At 58.4% G+C, this 22,834-nt stretch carries 23 protein-coding genes and 1 tRNA gene; 6 read left to right on the plus strand and 18 right to left on the minus strand.

Going from position 1 to position 22,834, the window contains the following annotated elements; translation table 11 throughout:
• The first annotated feature begins 59 nt into the window (after nucleotides 1-59).
• A complete protein-coding gene (locus ACZ48V_RS01705; protein WP_464541014.1) occupies nucleotides 60-875 on the plus strand; it encodes an alpha/beta fold hydrolase in 816 nt (271 codons plus the stop codon).
• 26 nt (nucleotides 876-901) lie between these two features.
• On the opposite strand, the gene ACZ48V_RS01710 is transcribed toward ACZ48V_RS01705, so the two are convergent.
• The 3 genes from ACZ48V_RS01710 to ACZ48V_RS01720 form a co-directional block, all read right to left on the minus strand.
• Complete coding sequence (locus ACZ48V_RS01710; RefSeq protein WP_464541016.1) at nucleotides 902-1,483, minus strand: DUF2480 family protein; 582 nt, start codon at nucleotides 1,481-1,483, stop codon at nucleotides 902-904.
• Between the two features lie 45 nt (nucleotides 1,484-1,528).
• Nucleotides 1,529-2,680 (minus strand): cysteine desulfurase family protein, encoded by a 1,152-nt coding sequence (locus ACZ48V_RS01715; protein ID WP_464541018.1) that lies wholly within the window; start codon nucleotides 2,678-2,680, stop codon nucleotides 1,529-1,531.
• 105 nt (nucleotides 2,681-2,785) lie between these two features.
• Complete coding sequence (locus ACZ48V_RS01720) at nucleotides 2,786-3,289, minus strand: hypothetical protein (RefSeq protein WP_464541020.1); 504 nt, start codon at nucleotides 3,287-3,289, stop codon at nucleotides 2,786-2,788.
• Between the two features lie 307 nt (nucleotides 3,290-3,596).
• Between ACZ48V_RS01720 and mnmG the strand changes: the two genes are divergently transcribed.
• Complete coding sequence (gene mnmG, locus ACZ48V_RS01725; protein WP_464541022.1) at nucleotides 3,597-5,564, plus strand: tRNA uridine-5-carboxymethylaminomethyl(34) synthesis enzyme MnmG; 1,968 nt, start codon at nucleotides 3,597-3,599, stop codon at nucleotides 5,562-5,564.
• On the opposite strand, the gene ACZ48V_RS01730 is transcribed toward mnmG, so the two are convergent.
• Nucleotides 5,561-5,977, minus strand: a complete 417-nt coding sequence (locus ACZ48V_RS01730; RefSeq protein ID WP_464541024.1) for a transposase — start codon at nucleotides 5,975-5,977, stop codon at nucleotides 5,561-5,563. The two genes, mnmG and ACZ48V_RS01730, sit on opposite strands and share 4 nt — an antisense overlap.
• Before the next feature lie 184 nt (nucleotides 5,978-6,161).
• Between ACZ48V_RS01730 and ACZ48V_RS01735 the strand changes: the two genes are divergently transcribed.
• On the plus strand, nucleotides 6,162-6,851 hold the full coding sequence (locus tag ACZ48V_RS01735; protein ID WP_464541026.1) for a 16S rRNA (guanine(527)-N(7))-methyltransferase RsmG: 690 nt from the start codon (nucleotides 6,162-6,164) through the stop codon (nucleotides 6,849-6,851).
• A 46-nt stretch (nucleotides 6,852-6,897) separates the two neighbouring features.
• On the opposite strand, the gene dnaB is transcribed toward ACZ48V_RS01735, so the two are convergent.
• From dnaB to ACZ48V_RS01805, 14 genes are all read right to left on the minus strand, one after another.
• On the minus strand, nucleotides 6,898-8,493 hold the full coding sequence (gene dnaB, locus ACZ48V_RS01740) for a replicative DNA helicase (protein ID WP_464541028.1): 1,596 nt from the start codon (nucleotides 8,491-8,493) through the stop codon (nucleotides 6,898-6,900).
• A gap of 177 nt (nucleotides 8,494-8,670) precedes the next feature.
• Nucleotides 8,671-9,447, minus strand: a complete 777-nt coding sequence (locus tag ACZ48V_RS01745) for a uracil-DNA glycosylase (RefSeq protein WP_464541030.1) — start codon at nucleotides 9,445-9,447, stop codon at nucleotides 8,671-8,673.
• Nucleotides 9,444-10,751 (minus strand): bifunctional phosphopantothenoylcysteine decarboxylase/phosphopantothenate synthase, encoded by a 1,308-nt coding sequence (locus tag ACZ48V_RS01750; RefSeq protein WP_464541032.1) that lies wholly within the window; start codon nucleotides 10,749-10,751, stop codon nucleotides 9,444-9,446. Before ACZ48V_RS01750 ends, ACZ48V_RS01745 begins: the two co-directional genes overlap by 4 nt.
• Nucleotides 10,752-10,800: 49 nt before the next feature.
• Entirely contained in the window at nucleotides 10,801-11,088 is a 288-nt protein-coding gene (locus ACZ48V_RS01755) for a DNA-directed RNA polymerase subunit omega (RefSeq protein ID WP_353562643.1), read from the minus strand.
• 96 nt (nucleotides 11,089-11,184) lie between these two features.
• A complete protein-coding gene (gene gmk / locus ACZ48V_RS01760; protein WP_464541034.1) occupies nucleotides 11,185-11,751 on the minus strand; it encodes a guanylate kinase in 567 nt (188 codons plus the stop codon).
• 39 nt (nucleotides 11,752-11,790) lie between these two features.
• Nucleotides 11,791-12,675, minus strand: a complete 885-nt coding sequence (locus tag ACZ48V_RS01765; protein WP_464541036.1) for a YicC/YloC family endoribonuclease — start codon at nucleotides 12,673-12,675, stop codon at nucleotides 11,791-11,793.
• A 129-nt stretch (nucleotides 12,676-12,804) separates the two neighbouring features.
• Nucleotides 12,805-12,893, minus strand: a tRNA-Ser gene (locus ACZ48V_RS01770).
• Nucleotides 12,894-13,109: 216 nt separating this feature from the next.
• Nucleotides 13,110-13,679, minus strand: a complete 570-nt coding sequence (gene frr / locus ACZ48V_RS01775; protein ID WP_464541038.1) for a ribosome recycling factor — start codon at nucleotides 13,677-13,679, stop codon at nucleotides 13,110-13,112.
• Nucleotides 13,680-13,741: 62 nt separating this feature from the next.
• Entirely contained in the window at nucleotides 13,742-14,503 is a 762-nt protein-coding gene (gene pyrH, locus ACZ48V_RS01780) for a UMP kinase (protein ID WP_464541040.1), read from the minus strand.
• Between the two features lie 107 nt (nucleotides 14,504-14,610).
• A complete protein-coding gene (gene tsf, locus ACZ48V_RS01785) occupies nucleotides 14,611-15,435 on the minus strand; it encodes a translation elongation factor Ts (protein ID WP_464541042.1) in 825 nt (274 codons plus the stop codon).
• Between the two features lie 101 nt (nucleotides 15,436-15,536).
• A complete protein-coding gene (gene rpsB, locus ACZ48V_RS01790; protein ID WP_464541044.1) occupies nucleotides 15,537-16,490 on the minus strand; it encodes a 30S ribosomal protein S2 in 954 nt (317 codons plus the stop codon).
• Nucleotides 16,491-16,663: 173 nt separating this feature from the next.
• Nucleotides 16,664-17,062, minus strand: coding sequence for a 30S ribosomal protein S9 (rpsI, locus tag ACZ48V_RS01795; protein ID WP_353562636.1), 399 nt, complete (start codon nucleotides 17,060-17,062; stop codon nucleotides 16,664-16,666).
• Between the two features lie 64 nt (nucleotides 17,063-17,126).
• Nucleotides 17,127-17,570, minus strand: coding sequence for a 50S ribosomal protein L13 (gene rplM / locus ACZ48V_RS01800; RefSeq protein WP_353562635.1), 444 nt, complete (start codon nucleotides 17,568-17,570; stop codon nucleotides 17,127-17,129).
• Nucleotides 17,571-18,471: 901 nt separating this feature from the next.
• The gene (locus ACZ48V_RS01805; RefSeq protein ID WP_464541047.1) at nucleotides 18,472-18,849 is read right to left on the minus strand and encodes a hypothetical protein; all 378 of its coding nucleotides are present in this window, start codon (nucleotides 18,847-18,849) and stop codon (nucleotides 18,472-18,474) included.
• Nucleotides 18,850-19,518: 669 nt separating this feature from the next.
• Here ACZ48V_RS01805 and ACZ48V_RS01810 point away from each other — a divergent pair.
• The 3 genes from ACZ48V_RS01810 (at nucleotide 19,519) to ACZ48V_RS01820 (ending at nucleotide 22,812) form a co-directional block, all read left to right on the plus strand.
• On the plus strand, nucleotides 19,519-20,559 hold the full coding sequence (locus ACZ48V_RS01810) for a hypothetical protein (RefSeq protein ID WP_464541049.1): 1,041 nt from the start codon (nucleotides 19,519-19,521) through the stop codon (nucleotides 20,557-20,559).
• A gap of 48 nt (nucleotides 20,560-20,607) precedes the next feature.
• Nucleotides 20,608-20,850 (plus strand): gas vesicle protein GvpG, encoded by a 243-nt coding sequence (locus ACZ48V_RS01815; protein WP_353564283.1) that lies wholly within the window; start codon nucleotides 20,608-20,610, stop codon nucleotides 20,848-20,850.
• Between the two features lie 69 nt (nucleotides 20,851-20,919).
• Nucleotides 20,920-22,812, plus strand: coding sequence for an ArsA family ATPase (locus ACZ48V_RS01820; protein ID WP_464541051.1), 1,893 nt, complete (start codon nucleotides 20,920-20,922; stop codon nucleotides 22,810-22,812).
• The last annotated feature ends 22 nt before the right edge of the window (nucleotides 22,813-22,834 follow it).

A 22,834-nucleotide genomic window follows, 5' to 3' on the forward strand; every position in this document is an offset into this window, starting at 1 on the left:
CCGTTCCCAACCGAGCATCTGCTGCACAAGCTCACTTTCAGATCCGAGTCGCCCCTTCCATGCCTACACTCGCCGTCGATGACATTGCGCTCCACTACACCGACAACGAGCGCGATGCGCCGCCGCTGGTTTTTGTGCATGGCCTCGGCTCCAGCGGACGCGACTGGTTCGCACAGACCGAAGCATTCAATGCCGACTACCGCGTGCTAACCTGCGATCTGCGCGGGCACGGCCAGACCAGCAAGCCCGCCGGCCCCTACAGCATTGCGCAGATGGCGCGCGACGTGGCCGTATGGATACGTAAACTGGCTCTTCCTCCGGTGCACCTGGTCGGCCTCTCTATGGGCGGCATGGTTACGTACGAGCTGCTCACCCACGCACCTGAGCTGCTGCGCAGTGGTACGGTCGTGAACAGCGTGCCGGCTGTCAACCTGCAAACCCCTGCTGACTACGCCTTCTACTGGTCCCGCCGCGGGGCCGTACAGGTCCTTGGCATGCGACGCGTCGGGCAGATTTTAGCTCACAATCTCTTCATCAAGCCCCACCAGAACGACCTCCGCAAGCAGTTTATCGAACGATGGGCCGCCAACGACCAACAAGCCTACCTCGCTTCCATCGACGGACTCGTGGGATGGGGCGTCGAGTCGCGCCTGTCTCAGATACGCCGCCCTGTGCTGGTCTGCGCAGCCGACAACGACTACACGCCCGCATCCGTCAAAAAGCGCCACGCGGCACGCATTCCCGAAGGGCAGCTCATGGTTATTGCGGATGCGCGGCATGCGCTCCCTGTCGAACGCCCCGATGCGTTCAATGCGGCATTGCGTGCCTTTCTGAAACGCGTCGATGCGCGCGGACCCGCTGTAGCCTCACGATAGCCCGTCGCTCGCTGAATGGTCTCCCGTTACTTGCCTGGCGTGGGCAAGTTGGCCGATACTGCTTTCGCAGCGCCCGCCGACTTCTTCTTCGGCTGAGAACGCCGCCAGAGCGGCACCGAGGAGCACGGCTCGCCGTACATCAGCTTGCGCGCTACGCCTTGCAGCTTCTGCGTGGCAATCAGGTACGCCACGTCGGGCACGGTATCGCCCCCGCATCCCTTAATGACGACCGGCCTATCCGCGTACGGGCTCCAGTCTTCTGCCTCCAGCGCACGGATGTAGTAGTCGCGAACCAGGTCATCTTCGGTGCCAAACGCTACCGAGCGGGCAATGCCTTCCAGTTTCGAGGCCAGCAGCATGTACCCCCACGTGGGCACAATGGCATCGGTGGAGCAATGAATCGCCACGTGCTGGCCCTCGTGCTGTGTAAAATCGTACGCCTTCACATCCTCACGAAAAGGCTCTTCTTTAAGCATCAGCCCCTGCACCAAAAACGGCTCGATATCCAGTTCAGCGACTGGGGCATCGTCCCACAGGTCGGCCAGGTTATAGACAGCGATCTCGCTTTCTGAAACGCGATTTGTGATGTTGCCTGTCAGTTCATCCATCGTACTTAGAGGGGGTTGAGAACGAGAATCAGCAGAGAATCAGATCTATGCACGGACAGGTTGGGAGGCCCGCGCCAAAGGAAGCGCCTGCTCCAGCGCATCTACCGTGTGAAGAAGGTCATCTTCCGTGGTATCGCGTCCGGCACTGAACCGGAGCGAGGCGTGAGCCTCGGCTGGTGAGCGGCCCATAGCGCGCAGCACATGGCTCGGCCTGGGGTCGGTGCTGGCACACGCGCTACCCGTCGCGCATGATACCGTGCGCAGCGCCTGTACCAGTCGTTCAGCGTTGGTGCCGGGAAGCGTGATGTTCGTGGTCTGCGGCAGCCGCTCCGCTTTACCCCCATTAATACGGATGTCTGGGAAACGCGTTTGTAGGGCAGATTCGAAGGTCGCCTGCAGCGCGTGCCAGCGCTCCGCATCCTCCGGCTGACGCGCTGATGCAAGTTCGGCAGCGGCTCCGAATCCAACCACCGCAGGCACGTTTAGCGTACCGCCGCGCAGCCCCCGCTCCTGTCCGCCACCGTCGATGAAGCGCAGACACTGCACGCCGGCTCGCCGGTAGAGCACGCCAATGCCTTTGGGGCCGTACAGCTTGTGCGCTGAGCCAACGAGCAAGTCGGCGTGCTGCACATCCACCGGAAGTTTGCCCAGGGCCTGCGTGGCGTCGGTCAAGAACAGCGCGCGGTGGCTGCGCACGATGTCATAGCAGTCGGCGACAGGGTGCAGCACGCCCGTTTCGTTGTTTGCGTGCATCACGGCCACGAGCACGGTGTCGTCGGTGAGGGCGTCAGCCAGCGTGCCGGGATCGAGGCGGCCTTCCGCGTCTACCGGGCAGTAGGTGACGCGCGCGATGCCCTGCTGCTCCAGCGCATGGCACGATTCGAGCACGGCCTTGTGCTCGGTAGCTACCGTCACAATGTGCGGCGTATCGACCGAGCTGCGCTGCGCAATGCCCTTGATCGCCATATTCAGCGCTTCCGTTGCTCCACTGGTAAAGACAAGGCGCTCTGGATCAGCCCGTAGCAGTCCTGCCACCTGCTCGCGCGCTACATCGACAGCGCCTTCAGCGCGCCATCCGTGCGAGTGCCCGCTTGCGGCATTGCCGTAATGGGTCGTGAAGTAGGGCTTCATCCGCGCGAAGACGGCGTCGTCAACGGGCGTCGTAGCGTTGTAGTCGAGATAGACCGAGCGGGGCATGACAGCAGAATGCAGCAATAGAAAGAGTATACGTTACGTAAACCGCTCTCGTTGGGAGTGGGTTTCTACCGATCTCAGGCGTTTCGCCTTCCACAGCCCGCGCTGTCACCTGCCATGGCTATCCTCATTATACGAATTCAGTTCGTGCGCGCGATCCCGTATCGCATCCACATAGTACCCATATGCATAGGAAGCCTGACGTGAGCGGTCAAGTCCCTCCGCCGTGTAATCCAGCACGCGCGACCGGTCCTTCCGACGCGGCACGAGACGTGGACGCTCAGCCGCCTGCCCCTGAAAGGTAAACAACAGACGCAGTCCCACCCTGTCTCCGAAAGCCGGTTCGAGGTGTGCTTCTGCCTGCACAACCCGGTAGGGCGCGTAACCGAATCGCGCAGCCCCGCGCGCCACGATGCGCCCGGATTCATAGTCGACCACCTCGGGCGTAAGGCTGTGCGTGTTGAATACGTCAAGCGCTGCGTAAAAGGCAGCATCGTACGAGCTCGAGATCGCAGCGCGGGTGCTGCCCGTGTGGGTTGACGTAGACGTACAAGCCCCAAGCCAGAAGACCACTACGAAAAATGCTATGGCGATGCGAAACGGATGAGGCATAGCAGGTAGACAGGCAGCTCTTCAGGTACGACGACACCACTGTGCTATGCAGGCGCTATGCCCGGCTGTGGAGTAACGTAATGGCCCTGAGGTCTTGTATTAGGGTGCTCTCGCTAACCAGCACTGCATCTGAAATAGAGACCCATCGCGCACGCTATTCCAAAGCCGGAGCCGATAAGGTCTGGCGCTGCAATAGTGAGAGTACGGGCTCGTTTTACGATGCAGATAGCCTCCTCGAATCTTCCCACCGGGTGCCGTCGTTTCTTTTTACTATCTCGTTGTAGCAGATTGCTCAAACCCTCCAGTTATGCAGGACTACTTCAATTACGATGTTATCGTCGTGGGCGGCGGCCATGCCGGCTCCGAAGCCGCTGCCGCTGCCGCCAACATGGGCGCACGCACGCTGCTCATCACACTGAAGCTCGACACCATCGGGCAGATGTCGTGCAACCCGGCCATCGGTGGCATTGGCAAGGGGCACATTGCCCGCGAGATCGATGCGATGGGCGGACTCATGGGCCGCGTCACCGATCGTGCGGGCCTCCAGTTCCGGATGCTCAACACCAGCAAGGGTCCGGCCGTGTGGGGGCCACGGGCGCAGTGCGGACGAGAAGCCTACGCCGACGCGGTGCGCGAGGAGCTCGAATCCATCGACAATCTCTACATGCGCGCCGACCAGGTCGTCGACCTAGCCACGACCGACGACGGCACGCGCATTGAGGGTGTCACGACCAGCCTTGGTAAGACGTTCTACGCGCCCCGCGTGGTGCTGACGACCGGGACCTTTGCCAACGGCGTGATTCACGTAGGCGAAACCAACTTTGGGGGCGGACGCATGGGCGAGCGGGCCTCGCGCGGCATTACCGGCAGCCTGCATGAGCTTGGCTTCGAGAGCGGACGCCTCAAAACCGGCACCCCACCCCGCGTAGACGGGCGCTCGCTCGACTACAGCGTAATGCAGGAGCAGCCCGGCGATCCGGATGCCACCGCGTTCTCGTTCATGACCGACGCACTACCTTCCGTCGATGAGCAGCTCAGCTGCTGGCTCACCGAAACCACGCCCAACACCCACGACCTCTTGCGCACCGGCTTCGACCGCAGCCCCATGTTCACCGGACGCATCGAGGCGAAGGGGCCGCGCTACTGTCCCTCCATCGAAGACAAAATCGACCGCTTTGCCGAGAAGAGCAGTCACCAGATATTTATCGAGCCCGAAGGCTACAACACCCACGAGGTCTACGTGAACGGCTTCTCGACAAGCCTGCCCGAAGACGTGCAGTTCGAGGCACTGCGCACCATTCCCGGCATGGAGAACGCGCACATGCTGCGTCCGGGCTACGCGATCGAGTACGACTTCTTCCCGCCCTACCAGATCCAGTACAGCCTGGAGACGAAGTACGTCGACGGGCTCTTCTTTGCCGGGCAGATCAACGGCACCACCGGCTACGAAGAAGCGGCAGCGCAGGGCCTCATGGCGGGCATCAACGCCGTGCATACACTGAACGGACACGACCCGATTGTGCTGAAGCGGTCGGAGGCGTACATCGGGGTGCTCATCGACGACCTCGTCGCAAAAGGCACCGACGAGCCGTACCGCATGTTTACCTCGCGCGCCGAGCATCGCATCCTACTGCGGCAAGACAATGCGGATTTGCGGCTCACTGAACTCGGTTACCGCCTCGGCCTCGCCTCCAACGAGCGGTACGAGCGCATGCAGGCCAAAGAGCGCGCCATCAGCGAAACGCGCCTGGCCCTCGAATCCACCAGCGTACAGCCCGAACAGGTGAACGACTACCTCGAATCGGTCGGCACCACGCCCATCGACCAGGCAGGTCCGATCTTGCAGATCTGTAAGCGTCCACAGGTGGATACGGAGGCTATGATTCGCCATGCGGGGCTTTGGGACGAGCTTGTCACGGAAGCGCCAGGAATGCTAAGCGCGCCTCGTCTTGTAGAGATCAACCTGAAGTACGAGGGCTACCTCGACCGGCAGCAGCAGATGGTCGAAGAGATGGAGGAGAAGGAGCGTTGGCCCATCCCGGATGATTTCGACTACCACGCGCTCGATACGATTTCGATTGAGGCGCGCGAGAAGCTCAGCAAGGTCGAGCCCGACAACCTGGGCCAGGCCTCGCGCGTGAGCGGCGTGCGCGCCTCCGACATCTCGGTGCTCATGGTGCTGCTCAAGCAGCAAGGCATCGAGCCGCTGCCCAAAGACCGCAGCCTGCCCTCCGGCGACGGCGTGCCCGAGGATGTGACGGTGGAGGCGTCTTAACGATAGTACCGATCCTCATGCCAGCGCGCCGGGTTCTCGCGAATATACCGGCGGATGCGTTCCAAGTCGTGTTCGTTGCGTACCACATGGTCGTAATATCCGCGTTGCCATACGGTAGCCCCCGGTGTGTTGTGGATCCGATTAATGCGCCGGGTCACAGCCGATTTGAATGCACGGATGATGGTAAGTAGCGAACCCGGCACAGGTTTTCCGAATTGACGATCATCATGCGTGGTAGTAGGGGCACGGCGCGCCGTGCCCCTACGGAATGTGATTTGAACAATACCATGCATGTGGTTGGGCATCACGACAAATGCATCCAACGACACGTTATCGCGAATATCGGCCGTTCGATGCCATTCCTCGCGTACAACACGTCCGTTTTGGTTTACATGCATCGCATGGTCATCCACATAACCAAAAAGGCGTTTGTGACGGTTTGTGCATATCGTCACGAAATACGCCCCGGGTTGCCCATAATCGTAATCGGGCAACCGCATGGACTGGCGATTGTGTCGTTGTGGATCGTAGGCCATGTGCTCCTCCTGTTTACTTTCCTTTCGTTCATGACCCATGCCCCCACCCTCGCATAACGTCATGCCCACCACGGACGCATTCGACCCATACCACAACCTGACCGGCGACCAGCGCGCGCAGCTTGAGACGTACGAAGACCTGCTGCGCCGCTACAACGAGACGCTAAACCTCATCTCGCCCGACACAATCGATGCCATCACCGAGCGGCATATCGTGCATGCGCTCTCGCTTCGAGTGCGCAGCTTTCCGGCGGGAGCGCGCATTGTAGACTGGGGCAGTGGCGGCGGCCTCCCAGCCATTCCGCTGGCGATTGCCTACCCTGAAACCGAGGTGATCGCGGCCGATTCGGTCGGCAAGAAGATGCGAGCGGTGCGCAGCATGGCCCGCAGGCTGGGCCTCGACAATCTGTTTGCGTGGGCCGGACGCGCCGAAAACTGGCCGGATACCGCACACTACTCGGTCTCGCGTGCTACTGCTCCGTTGGTTGATCTGTGGCAGTGGCACACGCACGCGGTGGCTGACCTGTCGTCTGAACCGGGCGACGCTGACTGGCCGCCGGGGCTCATCACCTTGAAGGGCGGCGATCTATCGGATGAAATTGCTGCTCTTCAGCGCCACGACAACTGCGTCCGCATCCAACAAATTTCGCTGCACGCGCTGCTACATGACGCCGCTGCCCACCCGAACTACTTTGCCGAGAAGTATTTACTTGCCGTGCAGCATGCGGATGCGGATCCTGCAAGCACGTAGTACTACAACGAACACACCCGTGCTGTAATCTGCATCCATAGGGGGATTAGAAAGGAGCATCGTCGCTGCCGGGAGGGGGCTCTGGAATAGCAGCTCCGCCGCCTCCGTCGAATGGCGGCAGGCTATCACCCCCACCATCGCTGAAGCCATCGTCATCACTGTAACGGGTGGTGAGGTTCTCGAATCGGGCGTAGCGATCTACAAACGCCAGTTCAACCGTACCAATCGGACCGTTACGCTGCTTTCCGATGATGATCTCGGCAAGTCCCTCAGTGGAATTGCCCTGATCGTCGACGGTGATGCCGTAGCGCTCTGCCCGGTAGATGAAGGCAACGACGTCAGCGTCTTGCTCAATACTCCCCGATTCTCTCAAGTCAGACAACTGGGGGCGCTTGTCGCCGCCGCGGGTTTCTACGCCACGGTTAAGCTGCGAGAGCGCCAGCACAGGCACATCGAGCTCTTTAGCCAGCCCCTTCAGCGAACGCGAGATGTGAGCAATCTCTTGCTCCCGGTTCTGGGTTCGCTTGGAGGCAGACGCCTGCATCAGCTGCAGATAGTCGACGATGACCATGTCAAGATCGTGCTCTGCCTTCAGCCGGCGGCACTTGGCCCGTAGCTCAAGCACGCTGAGTCCGGGTGTATCGTCAATAAAGAGGCTGGCATCGGAGAGCTTGCCGGCAGCGCGCGCCAGGTTTTGCCAGTCCTCGTCTTTCATGCGTCCGGTACGGGCGCGTTGTGCATCTACGCGGGCCTCAGAGGTAAGCAGCCGCTGTGCCAACTGCTTCGCCCCCATCTCCAGCGAGAAAATCGCCACACTGGCCGGTCGCTCCGGATGCGTCGCTGCGTTGAGTCCGCACGCCAGCGAGAACGCCGTTTTCCCCATGGAGGGCCTCGCCGCGATAATAATCAGATCCGACGGCTGCCAGCCACTGGTCAGGTCATCGAGCTTGCGGAAGCCGCTGGGCACGCCCGTAATCCCTCCTTCCTGCCCGTGGATGGACTCCAGTTGCTCCAGTGTATCTTTCACGACCTCGTTAATCGGCGAGGCGGCCTTGCGTAGCTGGTTATCTGAGATCTGGAAAATTTTGCTCTCCGCTTCGTCGAGCAACTCAAAGGCATCGGCGCCGGGCTCATAGGCCTCGCCTACGACGGTCGTCATCGTCTCGATCATCTTACGCAGAAGCGACTTCTCCGCGATGATGCGAGCGTGGTACTCCACGTTGGCTGCCGAGGCCACCTCCGTGGTGAGCTCCGAGAGGTAGTAGCTTCCCCCTACCTCTTCAAGCTTTCCGTTGCGCTTAAGCTCGTTCGTAAGCGTTACCAGATCAACCGGGTTTCCGCGCTCAAACAGGCTCTCAATGGCCTGGTAGATTTTCTCGTGCTTACCGCTGTAGAACGCATCGGCTGAGATCACCTGGATGGCTTTGGGAATGGCCTCCCGCTCAAGCATCATAGCGCCGAGCACCGACTTTTCGACATCGGTAGCTTGTGGAGGTACGCGTCCGGACTTTTTATGCACCTCATCGGCCTGAGAGCGGCTGCGCGACCGGTTGCGACCACGCATCTTGTCAAGGGGATATGAGGGCTGTCCCGAATCGTCGGGGTCGATGTTGAAGCGTGGGTTGTCGGAGGAGGGGGCCATAGGCTGATGCAACGTAGGCTATGCGCGGCATGCATGCCGCGTTAGGGCGGAGCATACCGCATCCGCAAGAACAGAAACGAGCAATGGCCAAACGAGAAGCCAAGCGTGTAAGTTCACACTTGTACATTTAGGCCTGCCACACCTGCCATGAAGCGAGGCGCTGCAGATGCCGGTTGCTTACGACGTGAGTTCGTCGTAGCGTGTCCGAAGCAGCTGCACGTCTTCCCAGGTCGGGCGCTTCCAGTTTGGATTGCGTAGCAGTGCAGCCGGGTGATACGTAGCCATCACAGGAATCCCGTAGAAATCGTGCTCGTCTCCACGCAGCGACGACAGCGAGGAGCGACGGTCGAGCAGCGTGTTAGCGGCAACCTTTCCGACACACAGCATAATTTTGGGCTGGATGAGGGCGATCTGTTTATACAGAATGGGGATATGCGCCTCCACCTCCTCCGCCTCCGGGTCGCGATTGCGGGGCGGACGGCTCTTCAGGATGTTTGTGATGTAAATGTCTTGCCGCGAAAAGTTGATGGCTTCCAGAATCTTATCGAGGAGCTGTCCAGACCGTCCAACAAACGGCTCCCCTTCTTTGTCTTCGTCGCGCCCGGGGGCTTCGCCGATAACAACAAGGTCAGCCTCGGGGTCGCCCACCCCAAAGACAGGATTTTCGCGCGTCTCATCGAGTTCGATGAGTACGTGGTTGGCGGCGAAGGTTTCGACCTCGCTGAGCGTATCGAGCCCGGCCAGCTCGTCGTACGGTGGCGTGTCGGGAATCAGTGCGGTAATGCGTTCGGTGGGCGGACGCGAGGGGTCTTCGGCCGGGTCGACAGCGTTTCCGAACAGGTCGTAGTTGGGCATAGCAGCATCGGGTGCATCGGGGAGAGGGACGAAGCGGCCGAAGAGCCTGCGTTCGTGCCGCAGGGCCTCACGCAACGTCTGAAGAGCATCGGGGGTCATGGCGTAGGAGCAGGTTGAAACGCAGGAGTGTGACGAGCAACCTGCGCGACAATGGATACAGCAACATCGCGCTTCGGGGCTGTGGCAATCTGCGATTCGTATCCGTTGGGACCGAATAGCGTACAGGCGTTGGTTCCCGTGCCGAATCCGCTACCCGGGTCGGTGGCTTTATTCAGCACGATCCAATCAAGATTTTTTCGGGTGCGCTTGTCGTGTGCGTTAGCACGCGCGTCGTCCGTTTCAAGCGCAAACCCCACAAGCACTTGGCCATCGCGCTTGTGCTCGCCCAGTGTCTTAAGGATGTCGGGCGTGCGCTTCAACGTAAGCGTCTGCGTCCCTTCCGTCTTTTTCTTCTTGCTATCCGACGGATACGCAGGCGTGTAGTCGGCAACCGCGGCAGCCATGAATACCACGTCAGCCGTGTCGCGGCGCGCCTGCACGGCTTCGTTCATCGCTGCAGCCGTGCGCACATCAACACGGGTTACGCCGAGGGGGGTATCGAGATGGGTGGGGCCGCTTACGAGGGTGACGGTGGCTCCTTGCGCAGCGACCGCTTCAGCGAGGGCAAACCCCATGGTTCCGGTTGACGGATTCGTAAGCATGCGCACCGGGTCGATTGGCTCTTCGGTGGGCCCTGCCGTTACCAGCACATGCTTTCCGTAGAACGGTCTCGTCGTTCCAGACGGTGTATCGTCGCCCTCTTTCTGACTCAGGGCACTTTGCGCTGACGTATCAGCGTCGATCTCACTGATGCGGGCCGCCGTGCGTGCCGCAATAGCTTCAGGTTCAGGCAAACGGCCCTGCCCTTCCAGTCCGCTGGCCAACGCCCCGTAATCGGCTGGCATCACATCGTATCCAAACGAACGGAGGCGCTCAAAATTGGCTTGCGTAGCCGGATGCTGGTACATATCCAGATCCATAGCCGGACACACAAGAATGGGGCACCGTGCCGACAGTGCGGTGGCGGTGAGCATGTTATCGCTGAAGCCATGCGCCAGCTTAGCAACGGTTTGTGCTGTAGCCGGGGCAATCACGAAGAGATCGGCCCAGAGCCCAAGCGAAACGTGAGCCGTCCAGCTGTCGGGATCGTGCTCCGGAAAGATCTCCGCATGCACGGTATGGTCAGAGAGCGTGCCCAGCGTAAGCGCTGGAATGAACTGCTCCGCGCTCTTCGTCATGAGCACGCGCACCTCTGCACCCGCTTTTTTGTACAGGCGCACCAGCGGGGCGGCCTTATACGCTGCAATGCTGCCCGTCACTCCCAGGACAATGTGCCGTCCGTCGAGTTGAGTGAGAGAAGACATAGCGCGAGTTGGCCGTGCGTAAACGCGAAAGGGAGACAGGTGAGTGTTGTTACTCCGGCTTACGGAAGTAGAGCTTATCGCTCAGGAAGTCATCGATTGCCATCTCAGTCGGCTCGGGCTTGAGCTCGTACTCAACGGAGATCTCTTCCTGCTCTTCCTGCATGCGTGCGTCCTCCATCTCGGGTCCGAACCCTTCGAAGTATTGCAGTTTCTCGTCGAGCTCTGCCCGCTGGTCCGACGAAATCTGGCGGGCTCGTTTTGCCATGATTGCCACCGCTTCGTAGATGTTACCGGTGCGCGAAGCCAGTTCGTCGATGTCGACAGTTTCGATAGCCATAGGGGTCGTGAGAACCAAAAGAGACAGTACACAGAGACCACAGGGTTTCAAGCGCTAAGCAGCCGCAACACAGCTGTTGTGCACGCGCCCTGTGCTTTAGCTTGAAAGAAACCGATTGATATGCGTTAAAGTTTCTTTGACTGCTGTATCGAGGTCATCGTTTACAACAATTGCATCGAAGTCATCGGAGCGTGTCATCTCCATGCGCGCCCGCTGCAGGCGGCTCTGCACGGCGGCGTTGTCTTCGGTACCCCGTCCGGTAAGGCGCTGCGTAAGGATTTCGAACGATGGGGGCGCGATGAAAATGACGAGCGCTTCATCCCCATAGATCTCTTTGACGTTCGCCGCGCCGCGCACGTCGACATCAAGCAGCACAGGAGCGTCGGGCGAGGAGCGGTCGACTTCTTTCTTCAACGTACCGTAGAACTGACCGGGGTAGACTTCTTCATACTCCAGCAGCTTTCCGGCTTCGATCTGATCCTGAAACGCAGTAGCTGACATGAAGTGGTAGTCTTCGCCGTCTGTCTCGTTCGGACGGGCTTCGCGCGTGGTGGCCGACACCGAAAAGCGTAATGTGTCGTGTGCTCGGAGTACGCGGTGTGCGATCGTCGTTTTTCCGGCTCCGCTCGGGGCGGTGAGCACGATAATGGCACGTTTCGGCATACAGGGTAAGACGGTATTAACGTTCGAGGGATGCGGAAGCTACTCTACGTTGCGAATCTGTTCGCGTAGCTGTTCGATGATCTCTTTCATCTGAACGGCATGCTCCGAGATCGTGGCGTCATTGGCTTTTGCACCGATGGTGTTCACCTCACGCAGCATCTCCTGCATGATGAACTTGAGCCGCCGCCCGGCTGGTTCGTCGTCGTTAAGTGCCTCTCGAAACTGCCGGATGTGTGACTGCAGGCGCACGCACTCCTCATGCACGTCGAGTTTGTCCGCCAGCACAGCTATTTCGGTAGCGAGGCGATCCCGATCGAGGCGATCGTCGTTCATGAGGTCGCTCAGCCGTGCCCGCAGAAGCGACTGCGCTTCGTCGACCCGTACCGGTGCGCGCTCCTCAACTGTTTCTAACAACGATGCAAGCGCATCAAGACGCTTGGTCATGTCTTCATGGAGAGCAGCTCCTTCATCGGCACGCATAGCCCCGAGACGGCCGAGCGCATCCTGAAGCGCCGCCTGCACATCGGCCCAGACCTCGTCAGAGATTGTCGGTGCTGCAGATTCTTTCGGATCGTCAAGGAAGCGGTGTGCAACGTCGAGCACATGGTCAAGCGTAACGGGTGCCTGAATGTCTGCGGCCTCACGCAGCGCACGTAGCGCTTCGGCAATGGACCGGGCTTTCTCGGGACCAACGGGCAGAATGGACGACGATTGACCGCGTACGTCGACTGAGACCCGGAACTGCCCTCGGTCAAATTGTCCTTTGATAGCCTCCTTGATGGCCAGCTCGTGTTCGCTGAGCCCGCGTGGCCCCCGCACCGATACGTCAAGGTGGCGCTTGTTTACAGAGCGCACTTCTACGGTAACTGCTGCGTCAGGCCCACTGGCTTGTCCACGGCCAAAGCCGGTCATGCTATGAATCATAAGCGCCCTGAAACCATCTGTGTGGAGGAGAAAATGGCCCGTGCATAGCCGGGGATTGTTCACGGTACGCAAAAGCCGGACTGCTTATGTGCAGCAGCCCGGCTGTCTATGCTCTTGTCGTGATGGATGCGGAGAGGGAGGGATTCGAACCCCCGGTACCGCGTAAACGGTACACTCGCTTTCCAGGCGAGCCCCTTCGACCGCTCGGGCACCCCTCCGTGTAATCATGTTACGTTACGTATCTCGCAGTGGCGCGACTCGCAGCCATCGCGACACAAGGCGCTTTTTTTAGCTGTAGCTGGTAGCCACAAATTCTGATAGCTATAGCTTGTGGCCTAACTTGTTGTGCGCAGCGGCGACTTTGCCTGGCTATATTGCGTTGCCACAGAACCATTACAGTGTCTGTAATAAGCACATGCATCCGCTCATGTTACTTACACTTCCATGATTTCATCTGCTTTCCGTTCCGTGAGCGTGTCGATGCGTCCGACGTAGTTGTCCGTGATCTCTTGAAGCTCTTCCTCAGCGCCATAGCGGACATCCTCAGAGAGATTCTCTTTTTTTACGGTGCGCTGAATCGCATCCTTCGTTTCGCGGCGAATATTCCGGATAGAAATCTTGGCTTCTTCTGCACGCTCACGCGCAGTCGTAGCCAGTTCGCGACGGCGTTCCTCAGAAAGCGGAGGGACTGGAATCCGGATGTTTGAGCCGTCGTTCGAGGGGTTCAATCCCAAGTTCGCCATCATAATGCCTCGCTCAATGTCGTCGATCGCATTGCGATCAAACGGCTGAACAACGAGCAGGTCGGCCTGGGGCGCACTTACGCTGGCGACCTGGTTGAGCGGCGTTTGGCTACCGTAGTAGTCGACTTTCACCCCTTCGAGCATCGCAGGGGTAGCCCGTCCGGCCCGAATTGTATTCAGTTCACTGCGCAGGTACTTGACCGTTTCCTGCATCTGGTCGTCAGCACTGTCCAGCTTATCTTGGATGGGATCGTCAGACATAACTAAATCAACCCGTTATGGAAAAACTGTTTGTGTGGGAGGCAGCAGCGCATGTACGCGTGCTACGCCTCCTCTGCTACGTAAGGCGCTTCGGCTTCCTCGTTCCAGTGCACCTGTGTCCCGACGTTTTCACCCTGGAGCACGCGGTTCAGATTGCCGGCCATTCCCATGTCGAATATGTGCAGGGGCATTGAGGACTCGCGGCACAGCGTGAGCGCTGTCATATCCATTACCTGGAGGCTACGGCGGATCATCTCATCGCCATGGATACGCACAAACCGTTTGGCATCGTCATTTTTTTCAGGGTCTGCAGTAAACACACCGTTTACGCGCGTTCCCTTCAGAATCATCTCGGCGTCGATCTCCAGTCCGCGCAGCGCAGCCGCTGTATCGGTCGTGAAGTAGGGATTGCCTGTGCCCGCCCCAAAGATCACGACGCGTCCCTTTTCGAGATGGCGGATGGCCCGGCGCCGAATAAACGGCTCGGCTATCTCTTCCATCTTAATACTGGACTGCAGCCGGGTCTGTAGCCCGGCCTGCTCCAGCGCATCCTGGAGCGCCATGCCGTTAATCATCGTGGCCAGCATACCCATATAGTCGGCATGGGCCCGCGTCATGCCCTTCATGGCGTTCTGCACGCCCCGAAAGATATTTCCTCCGCCGATAACGATCGCAATTTCAGCGCCCAGTTCCACCGCGCTCTTTATCTCCTGTGCGTAGTTGCGGATCACCGTTTCATCGATCCCGAAGTCGCGCTCGGTGCCAAGCAGCGCCTCACCGCTCAGCTTAAGCAAGACACGCGTGTACGAAGAGCCGGTAGGCATAGTGGAAACCGGAAAGTTTTCAGGGGTTGAGAGAAAGGCATGACGCAGTGGCTCGCGCAACCAACAGCAGGCGCCCCGTTCGGATTCTGCGGAGCCTGCATCGGGCGTTAGTTTCCCAGTGCGTACCGTACGAACGTTTTGATCTCAACGCCGGCCTCGTCGAGCATTTCTTGTACCGAGGTCGAAGCGTCTTTCACAAAGTCCTGCTCAAGCAGCACGTTATCCTGGAAGTAGCGGTTCAGCTTCCCTTCCACGATATTGTCGATGATATGCTCGGGCTTGCCCTCACTGATAGCAGCATCGCGAGCAATCTCTTTTTCTTTTTCTTGTACCGATTCGGGCACCTCATCGCGCGAAACGGCTACCGGGTTGAGCGCTGCAATCTGCATGGCCACGTCGAGCTGTGCTTGCTCATCTTCTCCAGTAAGCACAACAAGCACGCCCAGTTTCGATCCGGGGTGGATGTACGATACCACGTCGCCTTCTTCAGTCTCAAGTACATCAAAGCGACGGATAGCAAGCTTCTCACCGATCCGTCCGGTAAGGCGGACCAGTTCTTCTTTCACGGTTCGCTCACCATTGTAATTGAGGGCGTGCAGCGACTCAAGATCGCCGGGCTGTTCGTCGAGCACCACGTTGGCAACGCGGTCGGCAAACGACTGAAAATCGTCGTTCCGAGCCACAAAGTCCGTTTCGCAGTTAACTTCAATGATAGCGCCTATGCTTGCATCCTCGGAAATCGAGGTTACAACCAGGCCTTCTTCTGCTTCGCGGTCGGCCCGCTTAGCAGCCACTTTCTGTCCTTTCTTGCGAAGCAACTCCACGGCCTTGTCGAAGTCGCCGTCGGCCTCTTCCAGGGCTTTTTTGCAGTCCATCATGCCAACACCTGTGGCATCGCGAAGCTCTTTTACGTCTTGTGCAGAGATACTCATAGAGTCGGGGAAATCAGTCGTCTTGTGTACAGATGGTCGGGGATGCAGAACGGGCCGAATCGTTTGAAAGCGACTCGGCCCGTGGTGCATCAGGAAGCGTTCTATTTGGATTTCGCTTTTTTCTTCATCTCGCGCTCGTCGAGGCCTTCCTGAATGGCCTGTGTGATGGTGGACGTAATGAGCTCAATCGAGCTCAATGCGTCGTCGTTCGCGGGAATCGGATAGTCGATGTCTGACGGCTCGCCGTTGGTATCGACCATCGCAATGATCGGGATACCGAGTTTAACGGCTTCCTTGACCGCAATGTCTTCGCGCTTCACGTCGACAATAAAGAGCGCACCCGGTGTGTCAGGCATGTCGCGAATGCCGCCGAGCACGTTTTCGAGCTTCTCATGCTCACGCAGACGCATCAGCTTCTCTTTTTTCTTGAGCTTATCAAGCGTACCGTCACGCTCCATCTTCTCAATCTCTTCCATCCGGAAAATGCTCTTTCGGATGGTCTGGAAGTTCGTCATGGTGCCGCCCAGCCAGCGATTCACCATATGCGGCATGCCAACCGACTCGGCGTGCTCCCGCACAATGTCTTGGGCCTGCGTCTTCGTACCCGCAAACAGGATATTGCGCCCCTTGCTCGCAAAACGGCGCGCGGCGTCCGCGGCCTCGTCGAGCAGCGCCTGCGTCTGCATCAGATCGATGATGTGGATATTATTCCGCTCCATGAAGATATACGGCTTCATGCGCGGATTCCACCGGCTGGTCAGGTGACCAAAGTGCGAACCAGCCTTGAGCAGCTCCTCAATCGTAACGCGGTGCTCGGGGGTTTTTTGCTCGCCAGCTTCAGCAACCGAGGCTTCTTCTTCCTGGGCGTCGTTTTCCGCAGAAGACGCTTCCTCAGAAGACGCCTCGGCAGAGGCCGGTTCTTCAGAGGCTGCCTCATCAGAGGCTTCCTCTTCAGCAGCCGGCTCTTCAGCCTGCGCGGCGGCAGTGGTTTTTTCAGATTGGGGCGCTTCTTGGGGCGCCTCTGTTGTTTCGGGCGATTCGTCGGGGGTAGCCATAACGTTGGTGTAAGCGTGTAGGAGATCGGGTTTAGGCGACTACGACCGTCGTCTGGCACGCGAAACGGCGTAGACCTCGCTGTGCACATACGCACAGACACAGGTGGGCCGTCAACCCACGAACCATCGGGCCGTATGATTGATGATAAGCCAGGAATGGCTCCTGCGTGTGATTAACGCTTGGAGTACTGGCTCTTTTTGCGTGCTTTCGGCTGACCGTACTTTTTACGCTCAACCATGCGGTCGTCACGCGTCAGATAGCCTGCGCTACGCAGCGCTGGACGGAGCTCTTCATCGAACTCGACAAGCGCGCGAGCAATGCCCAGGCGGGCAGCTTCGGCTTGTCCGGTCAGTCCACCGCCCGAAGCGTTCACGACAACGTCGAACTTCCCAACCGTGTCGGTAACGACAAACGGCTGGTCGAGCTCGCGGCGGCGCCATGCTACGGGAAAGTACTCAGACGCGTCTTTGCCATTCACGGTGAAGGCGGTGCCATCGCCCGGTCGTAGGTAAACACGAGCCGTGGAGGTCTTGCGTCGACCCACGGCGTTAAATTGCTTGATAGAAGCCATAAGATACTGGGGTTGGTACAATGCACAAGTGAACGCACACGGGAGCAGCCGCTACAGGACGCGGTTACCACTCAAGTGGGGTAGGCTGCTGGGCCTGATGCGGATGGTCGGGACCCACATGCACTTTGAGCTTCTCAAGCATGCGGCGTCCCAGCTTATTCTTGGGGAGCATGCCTTTCACAGCCATCGTGATGATGCGCTTGGGGTGGTCTTCGCGCACCTCGGCAGGCGTAAGTTCTTTCTCTCCTCCCGGATATCCGCTGTAGCTGCGGTAGGTCTTCTGCGTCTCTTTCTGGCCGCTAAACCGCACCTTCTCAGCGTTCACGATGACCACAAAGTCACCCGTGTCCATGTGAGGCGTATATATAGGCTTATGTTTGCCCCGCAGCACGTGGGCAACACGTGAGGCCAGGCGCCCAACCGTCATGTCGGCGGCGTCTACAATATGCCAGTCGCGGTCGATGTCGCGCGGTCTGGCGCTAAATGTCTTGAAGCTCTGTGTATTCATAGGTATAGTCCGTCTGCAAAGCGCTCGGATCCGAAGGTGTAACGCAAGATATAGGGAAGAAGCCAACAAGTGAAGTCATAGCCGCTTTATCCACGGCTGATCCCATTCCAAGGCCAGCGTGTACTACCAGGAGCATCACGTACAGGCCAAGGGAAGGCAATGTTATCCACTATTTACTGCTGCTCACTGCGAACGCGTCAAACGTGGAACCGCGATGCGTCTCAGTGTATGGCCTCAAAAAAGCCTTGCGTCTACACTACAGGCGTATGTGCACGAAACCAGCGATGCGTAAGTTTTCGCCCGCAGGAGGTATTCCCCCAATCTTGACGCTATAACGAATAGAGTTGTAGGTATTGTCCAATTCAGATCTGGTATGGGGCAATCCCGTCGTGGTAAACTCCTTAATCGTGGAACGCCTGAACAGAGCTCGCCCCCCTCCTACGACTAAAGAGCGTGGGATTCCCGTCTCTCACAGGAGCGAATTCCTCATTCATCGGGCGCTGCTGTTGAAGGCGCGTTCTCGGTCCGTCTCACGCAGTGTCCCAGAGGATGAAGCCGCAAGCCCTGCGGCTCTGACGTTCAGCGCTTTAGAGCCTCTTTGGGGGTTGGTTTGAAGGCGAGAGCGAGCGCCGGTGAGGCGAAAAGGCCACCACGGTAGAGGTTCGTAGCTGGGGCTACGAGCCCGGGGGATCCTTTGCAGCCCATCGGAGCCGCTCGCAGCCCAAATTAAGAAATCAAAACAGGTTTAGTGCCGCCCTTGGTTATCGGTGAAGCCGTAACACCAACCCAAAAACAGGATGACGTTTTCAATGGCGAAGTTATCTCACTACCGAAGACCGCAGGCTCTCTTCGACCTCAAGCCTCCTTTTCTAATCGTGACACCGAGCGCGACGTTGTTCGCTCAACCCGCAACATCAGGGTGCGAATCGCGGATTTCCTTGTTCGCTTCTTTTTTCATCCGCATTACCTCTTCAGCATCCAGAATACCTTTCTCAACGAGGCGCACCACAACAAACTGAAGCACCATGATGTCACGCTTGTTCATGAGAATGACCTCGCCTGCATCTGCGTCTTCTGGAAGTCCGAGCAGTGTGGACGGAGTTTGCTTTCCGTTCGCATGGTCCGGCGCAGATTGCTCTGCATCGTCTTCCTTCTTTGATTCAGCAGAACGGCCCGGTACCGCCCCGCGGTCGGTGTCGCGTACCGACGGGCCTTGCTCGTCGATCTCAGTTGTTGATGTAAACGTACCAGGGTCGAGTCCATCCCAGAGTCGTCGCATAGCAGGCTGTTTCTTGATAATCAGTGTATGACTGCGGTGCTATCGTCGTTATGATATGCGTTCAGCGAGGCAGGTTATGCTCCAGTGCTCGTACTGCTGAACGCATAGCCGCACGGCTTGCAAGTTCCAAAACCGCACAGAGACAGGTTGCTGGTTGCTGCCTGCTCGATCGATAGCTGTCTTTTGCACGTACTTGTAATAGCAATACACTTGCCACAATGACCGAGGACTATCCTTTTCTCAGGCTGAACTGACATTTATGTTCTTTTGCAAGGTACCATTTCGTCTTCCCAACTTGCCTCCTCCTTTATCCCTGCGCATGTGGCTTAATAGACCCTATCTGTTTTTCTGTAGAAGCGGCTACTGACGTTTCTAATAGCAATACGTATTTAGCCCGTGCTATTAAGCTGCTACTTGTTAGCGTATTGTACAATTTTACCTTTCCTCGTTTCTTTTACTCCCTGCAGGTATCATATTCGTTGCGCTGCGCCACCTTGCATCTGCCTACAGATGCCTGTATCCTTTTCTCCTGACGTGATTATTGACCTACGTCTACAATGGCACGTATGTAGCAGTATGTTTTATGTGTGTCCAATGCACATGAGAGCGCACAGTGGGTATACACGCCTCAAAACTTTCCCGTAGCCGTTTCCTCTTTCCTTCTGCATCATGGCTTCTATCTCTGAACAAGTACGACAGCTCAAGCAAGAAATGGCCGAACAGCGCCTTGAACGGACCCGGGCCCTTGAAAAGCTCCGCAGCGAAGTTCATGCGGTGGGGGGCGATGTTTCGGAAATGCTTGCCCAGTTTCGAGAAGAGCGCGCTACCGCGGCACGCGTGGGCCAGGCAGAACGCGAGCAGCGGCTTCAGGAGCTCCGTAACGAAACCCAGTCTATTACCGGAGGGGTGGCTGACATGCTTGCTCAGTTTCGTAACGAACACGAGGCCACCTCGCAAGCTGAACTGGAAAACCGTACCGCTTTCGTAGAGCAGGTGCGCGGCCAGGTCGAGGCGCTCCTCAACGATGCACGCGAGGCTCGAACCGAAGCACACCGTGCTAGCCAGGCAGACCGCCAGGAAACGATGAAACGCCTCTCGCAAGAGGTTGCACAGCTTATTGCCGAGAGCCGGTCGGAACGCGGATCACTTATGGACTCCATTCGGGCGGATACGAAACGCATCCTCGAAACGGCCCGTGAGGAGCAGGCCGAACGCCGTGCTGACATTGAGGCCATGCACCGAGCGTGGACAGAGGGGGCAGAGTCGGCAATCTCTGACATAGATCCGACCCCGACCTCTATGCCCTCTGAGGCCCCAGACGCTTCAACGCCCCATGCCTATCCAGAAACGCCTGCGCAGGATGCTGCGCCAGAAGCGCCTTCTCCTGCAGCGCCCTCTGAACAGTCCGCTGCACGAAACGAAGAGGCATCTTCCGAAGCTCCACAGCTTCCCTCCATTCAAATGCCAGGCAAAGCCTCAACTCCTACAGAGCAAGAAGCTAATGCGCAGGAGCCCGATGATTTTTCGGTTCTACAGGGCGTAGGGCCGAAGATTGCCGATGAACTACGTGCTGCAGGCTATGCCACGTTTAAAGATATTGCTACCGCCTCCCCCAAAGAGATTCGCGACAACGTAGAAGGGCTCCCCCCCTTTGTGAATGTGGCGTCGTGGATTGATCAGGCCAGCAAACAGATTAAGGATGCTCAGTAAGCCACGCGTTTTCATACTCGTGCCAACTGCCCGCATCCCACCATACCCATGTTTCTAATCGACGACATTCTGCTTGCTCCGCTTCGTGGGGTGCACTTTATCGCGTCATCGATTCATGATGCTGTGCGCGAAGAGATCGAGAGCGAACGGCAAGCGCTACGCAACGAGCTGAACGATCTTTATATGGCCCTTGAAACGGGCGATCTGTCTGAGGAGGCATTCGACGAACGGGAAGAGGAGGTCTTAGACCGCCTTGATGAACTCGACGCACTGCAGGAGCGCGTACAGTGAGAGCCTCATGCCGCCTCCTGCTCACGCCCCTCACTGCTCGCGTATGCCTTTTCTACTATTGCCTGTCACATGCCTGACGTGCCGCCGTTTGTCGATACCCCGCCGCTCCTGCTCTTTGTTGTAGGTAAGGGCGGCGTAGGCAAGACAACGTGTGCTGCAGCAACGGCGCTCTGGCAAGCCCGGCATAGCGATACCCGTGTGCTACTGCTTTCGACCGATCCTGCCCACTCGCTCGCTGACCGGCTCGCCGGAACCGACCCGCCCGACAACCTGCACATTGAGGCGTTTGACGCGCGCAAGGCTGTTGATGCGTTTCGGGACAGCCACCGCAACACCTTGCATGAGATTGTCGCACGCGGTACGTTCTTCGATGATGATGAAATTCAGGAGCTGCTCGATCTGGCCCTGCCCGGCATCGATGAGGCCATGGCCGTGCTTCACATCGAAAAGCTGCTTTCTGCGGATGCGTACGCCTCCGTCATTGTCGATACCGCTCCAACAGGACACACGCTGCGGCTCTTCGAGATGCCAGAGCGTTTTCAGACATGGATTGACTTCCTGGATGTACTTCTCGAAAAGCATCGCTACATGCGTGCACGCTTCAGCGGGCGCACCGCTCCCGATGCGCTTGATACGTTCGTCTACACGCTGCGAGACCGCGTTGAACGCGTAATGAGTACCTTGCGCACCGCCGACCAGGCAGGCGCGCTGGTCGTTACGCAGGCTGAACCGGCTATTGCGTCGGAGACAAACCGGCTCATCGACCGGCTGCAACAGCTCTCCATTTCCCTCAAAGGCGTTGTAATCAATCAGTGGTCGGCTGCCGCTTCGCAGCACGACCGCCTCAAGTACTGCGATAACGCATCGTGTTGGGCCCTCCCCGAACTCTCGCAGGATGCGCTCCAGTCTGCGCTACCTGCGCTCTGGACGCACGCCACACCGCTTGATATGGATTCAGCGGACCATCCGGACACCGTGCCTGGTGGGGGCCTCAAAGGCGATATATCAGACGAGCCACAGCCTGCTCCCCAGGTTACCCACCCGCTTCCGCTTCCCGATCACCGCCTGTGGCTTTTTGCCGGTAAAGGCGGCGTCGGAAAAACCACGCTGGCTTGCGCTACGGCCCTGCACCTGGCCACGGTCTCTCCTTCGTCTGAGCCCGGTCGCGTGCTGCTGCTATCGACTGATCCGGCTCACTCGGTAACCGACCTCTTGCAGCGGCCTGTTTCAGATACACCGGCTCCCATTATAGACGGACTCGATGCTGCCTGCGTTGATGCCGAGGCCCACTTCAACCGGCTGCGCGCGGAGTATGTAGAGGAGGTGCAGCAGTTTTTCCATCAAGCCGGTGGCACGCGCTTCGACATGCCCCACGACCGCCAGGTGACCGAGCACCTCCTCAATCTGGCCCCGCCGGGTATCGACGAGATGATGGCGGTTACCGCCACGCTCGATCAACTCGACGACAGCCGCTACACACACCTGATTCTGGATATGGCGCCAACCGGACATTTCTTTCGTTTTGTGGAGATGCCCGACGTGTTTGACGCCTGGATTCGGTCGCTTTTTCGCCTGCTTCGTACGTACCGACGCGTGGTGCACGCTCCGCGTCTCAACGACCGGCTGGTGCGCCTCTCTAAAGGCGTTAAAGCGCTTCGAAAAATGCTTACAGGACAACACGGTCAGCACGTAGGGCATGTCTACGGTGTTACAATGCTCCACCGCATGGTGCATGCCGAGACCGAGCGCCTGGTGAACCATTGCACCCACGCAGGGTTGAGCATACCAGCCCTATTTGTCAATAACATCATGCCCGATAGCGCTCCGACAACCGGCGTTACGCTCTCTGAGGTGCAGGAGGACTTTCCCGAACAGCATGTGGTTCAGATTCAGCGTGGAGCGCCTCCTCTTGGCATTGAAGCGCTTCGGCAGCTGGGTCGCAGGATGTACACAACCGCTTAGCGGCACCTTCGCACTGCCTGCA

The sequence above is a fragment of the Longimonas haloalkaliphila genome (assembly GCF_055379825.1).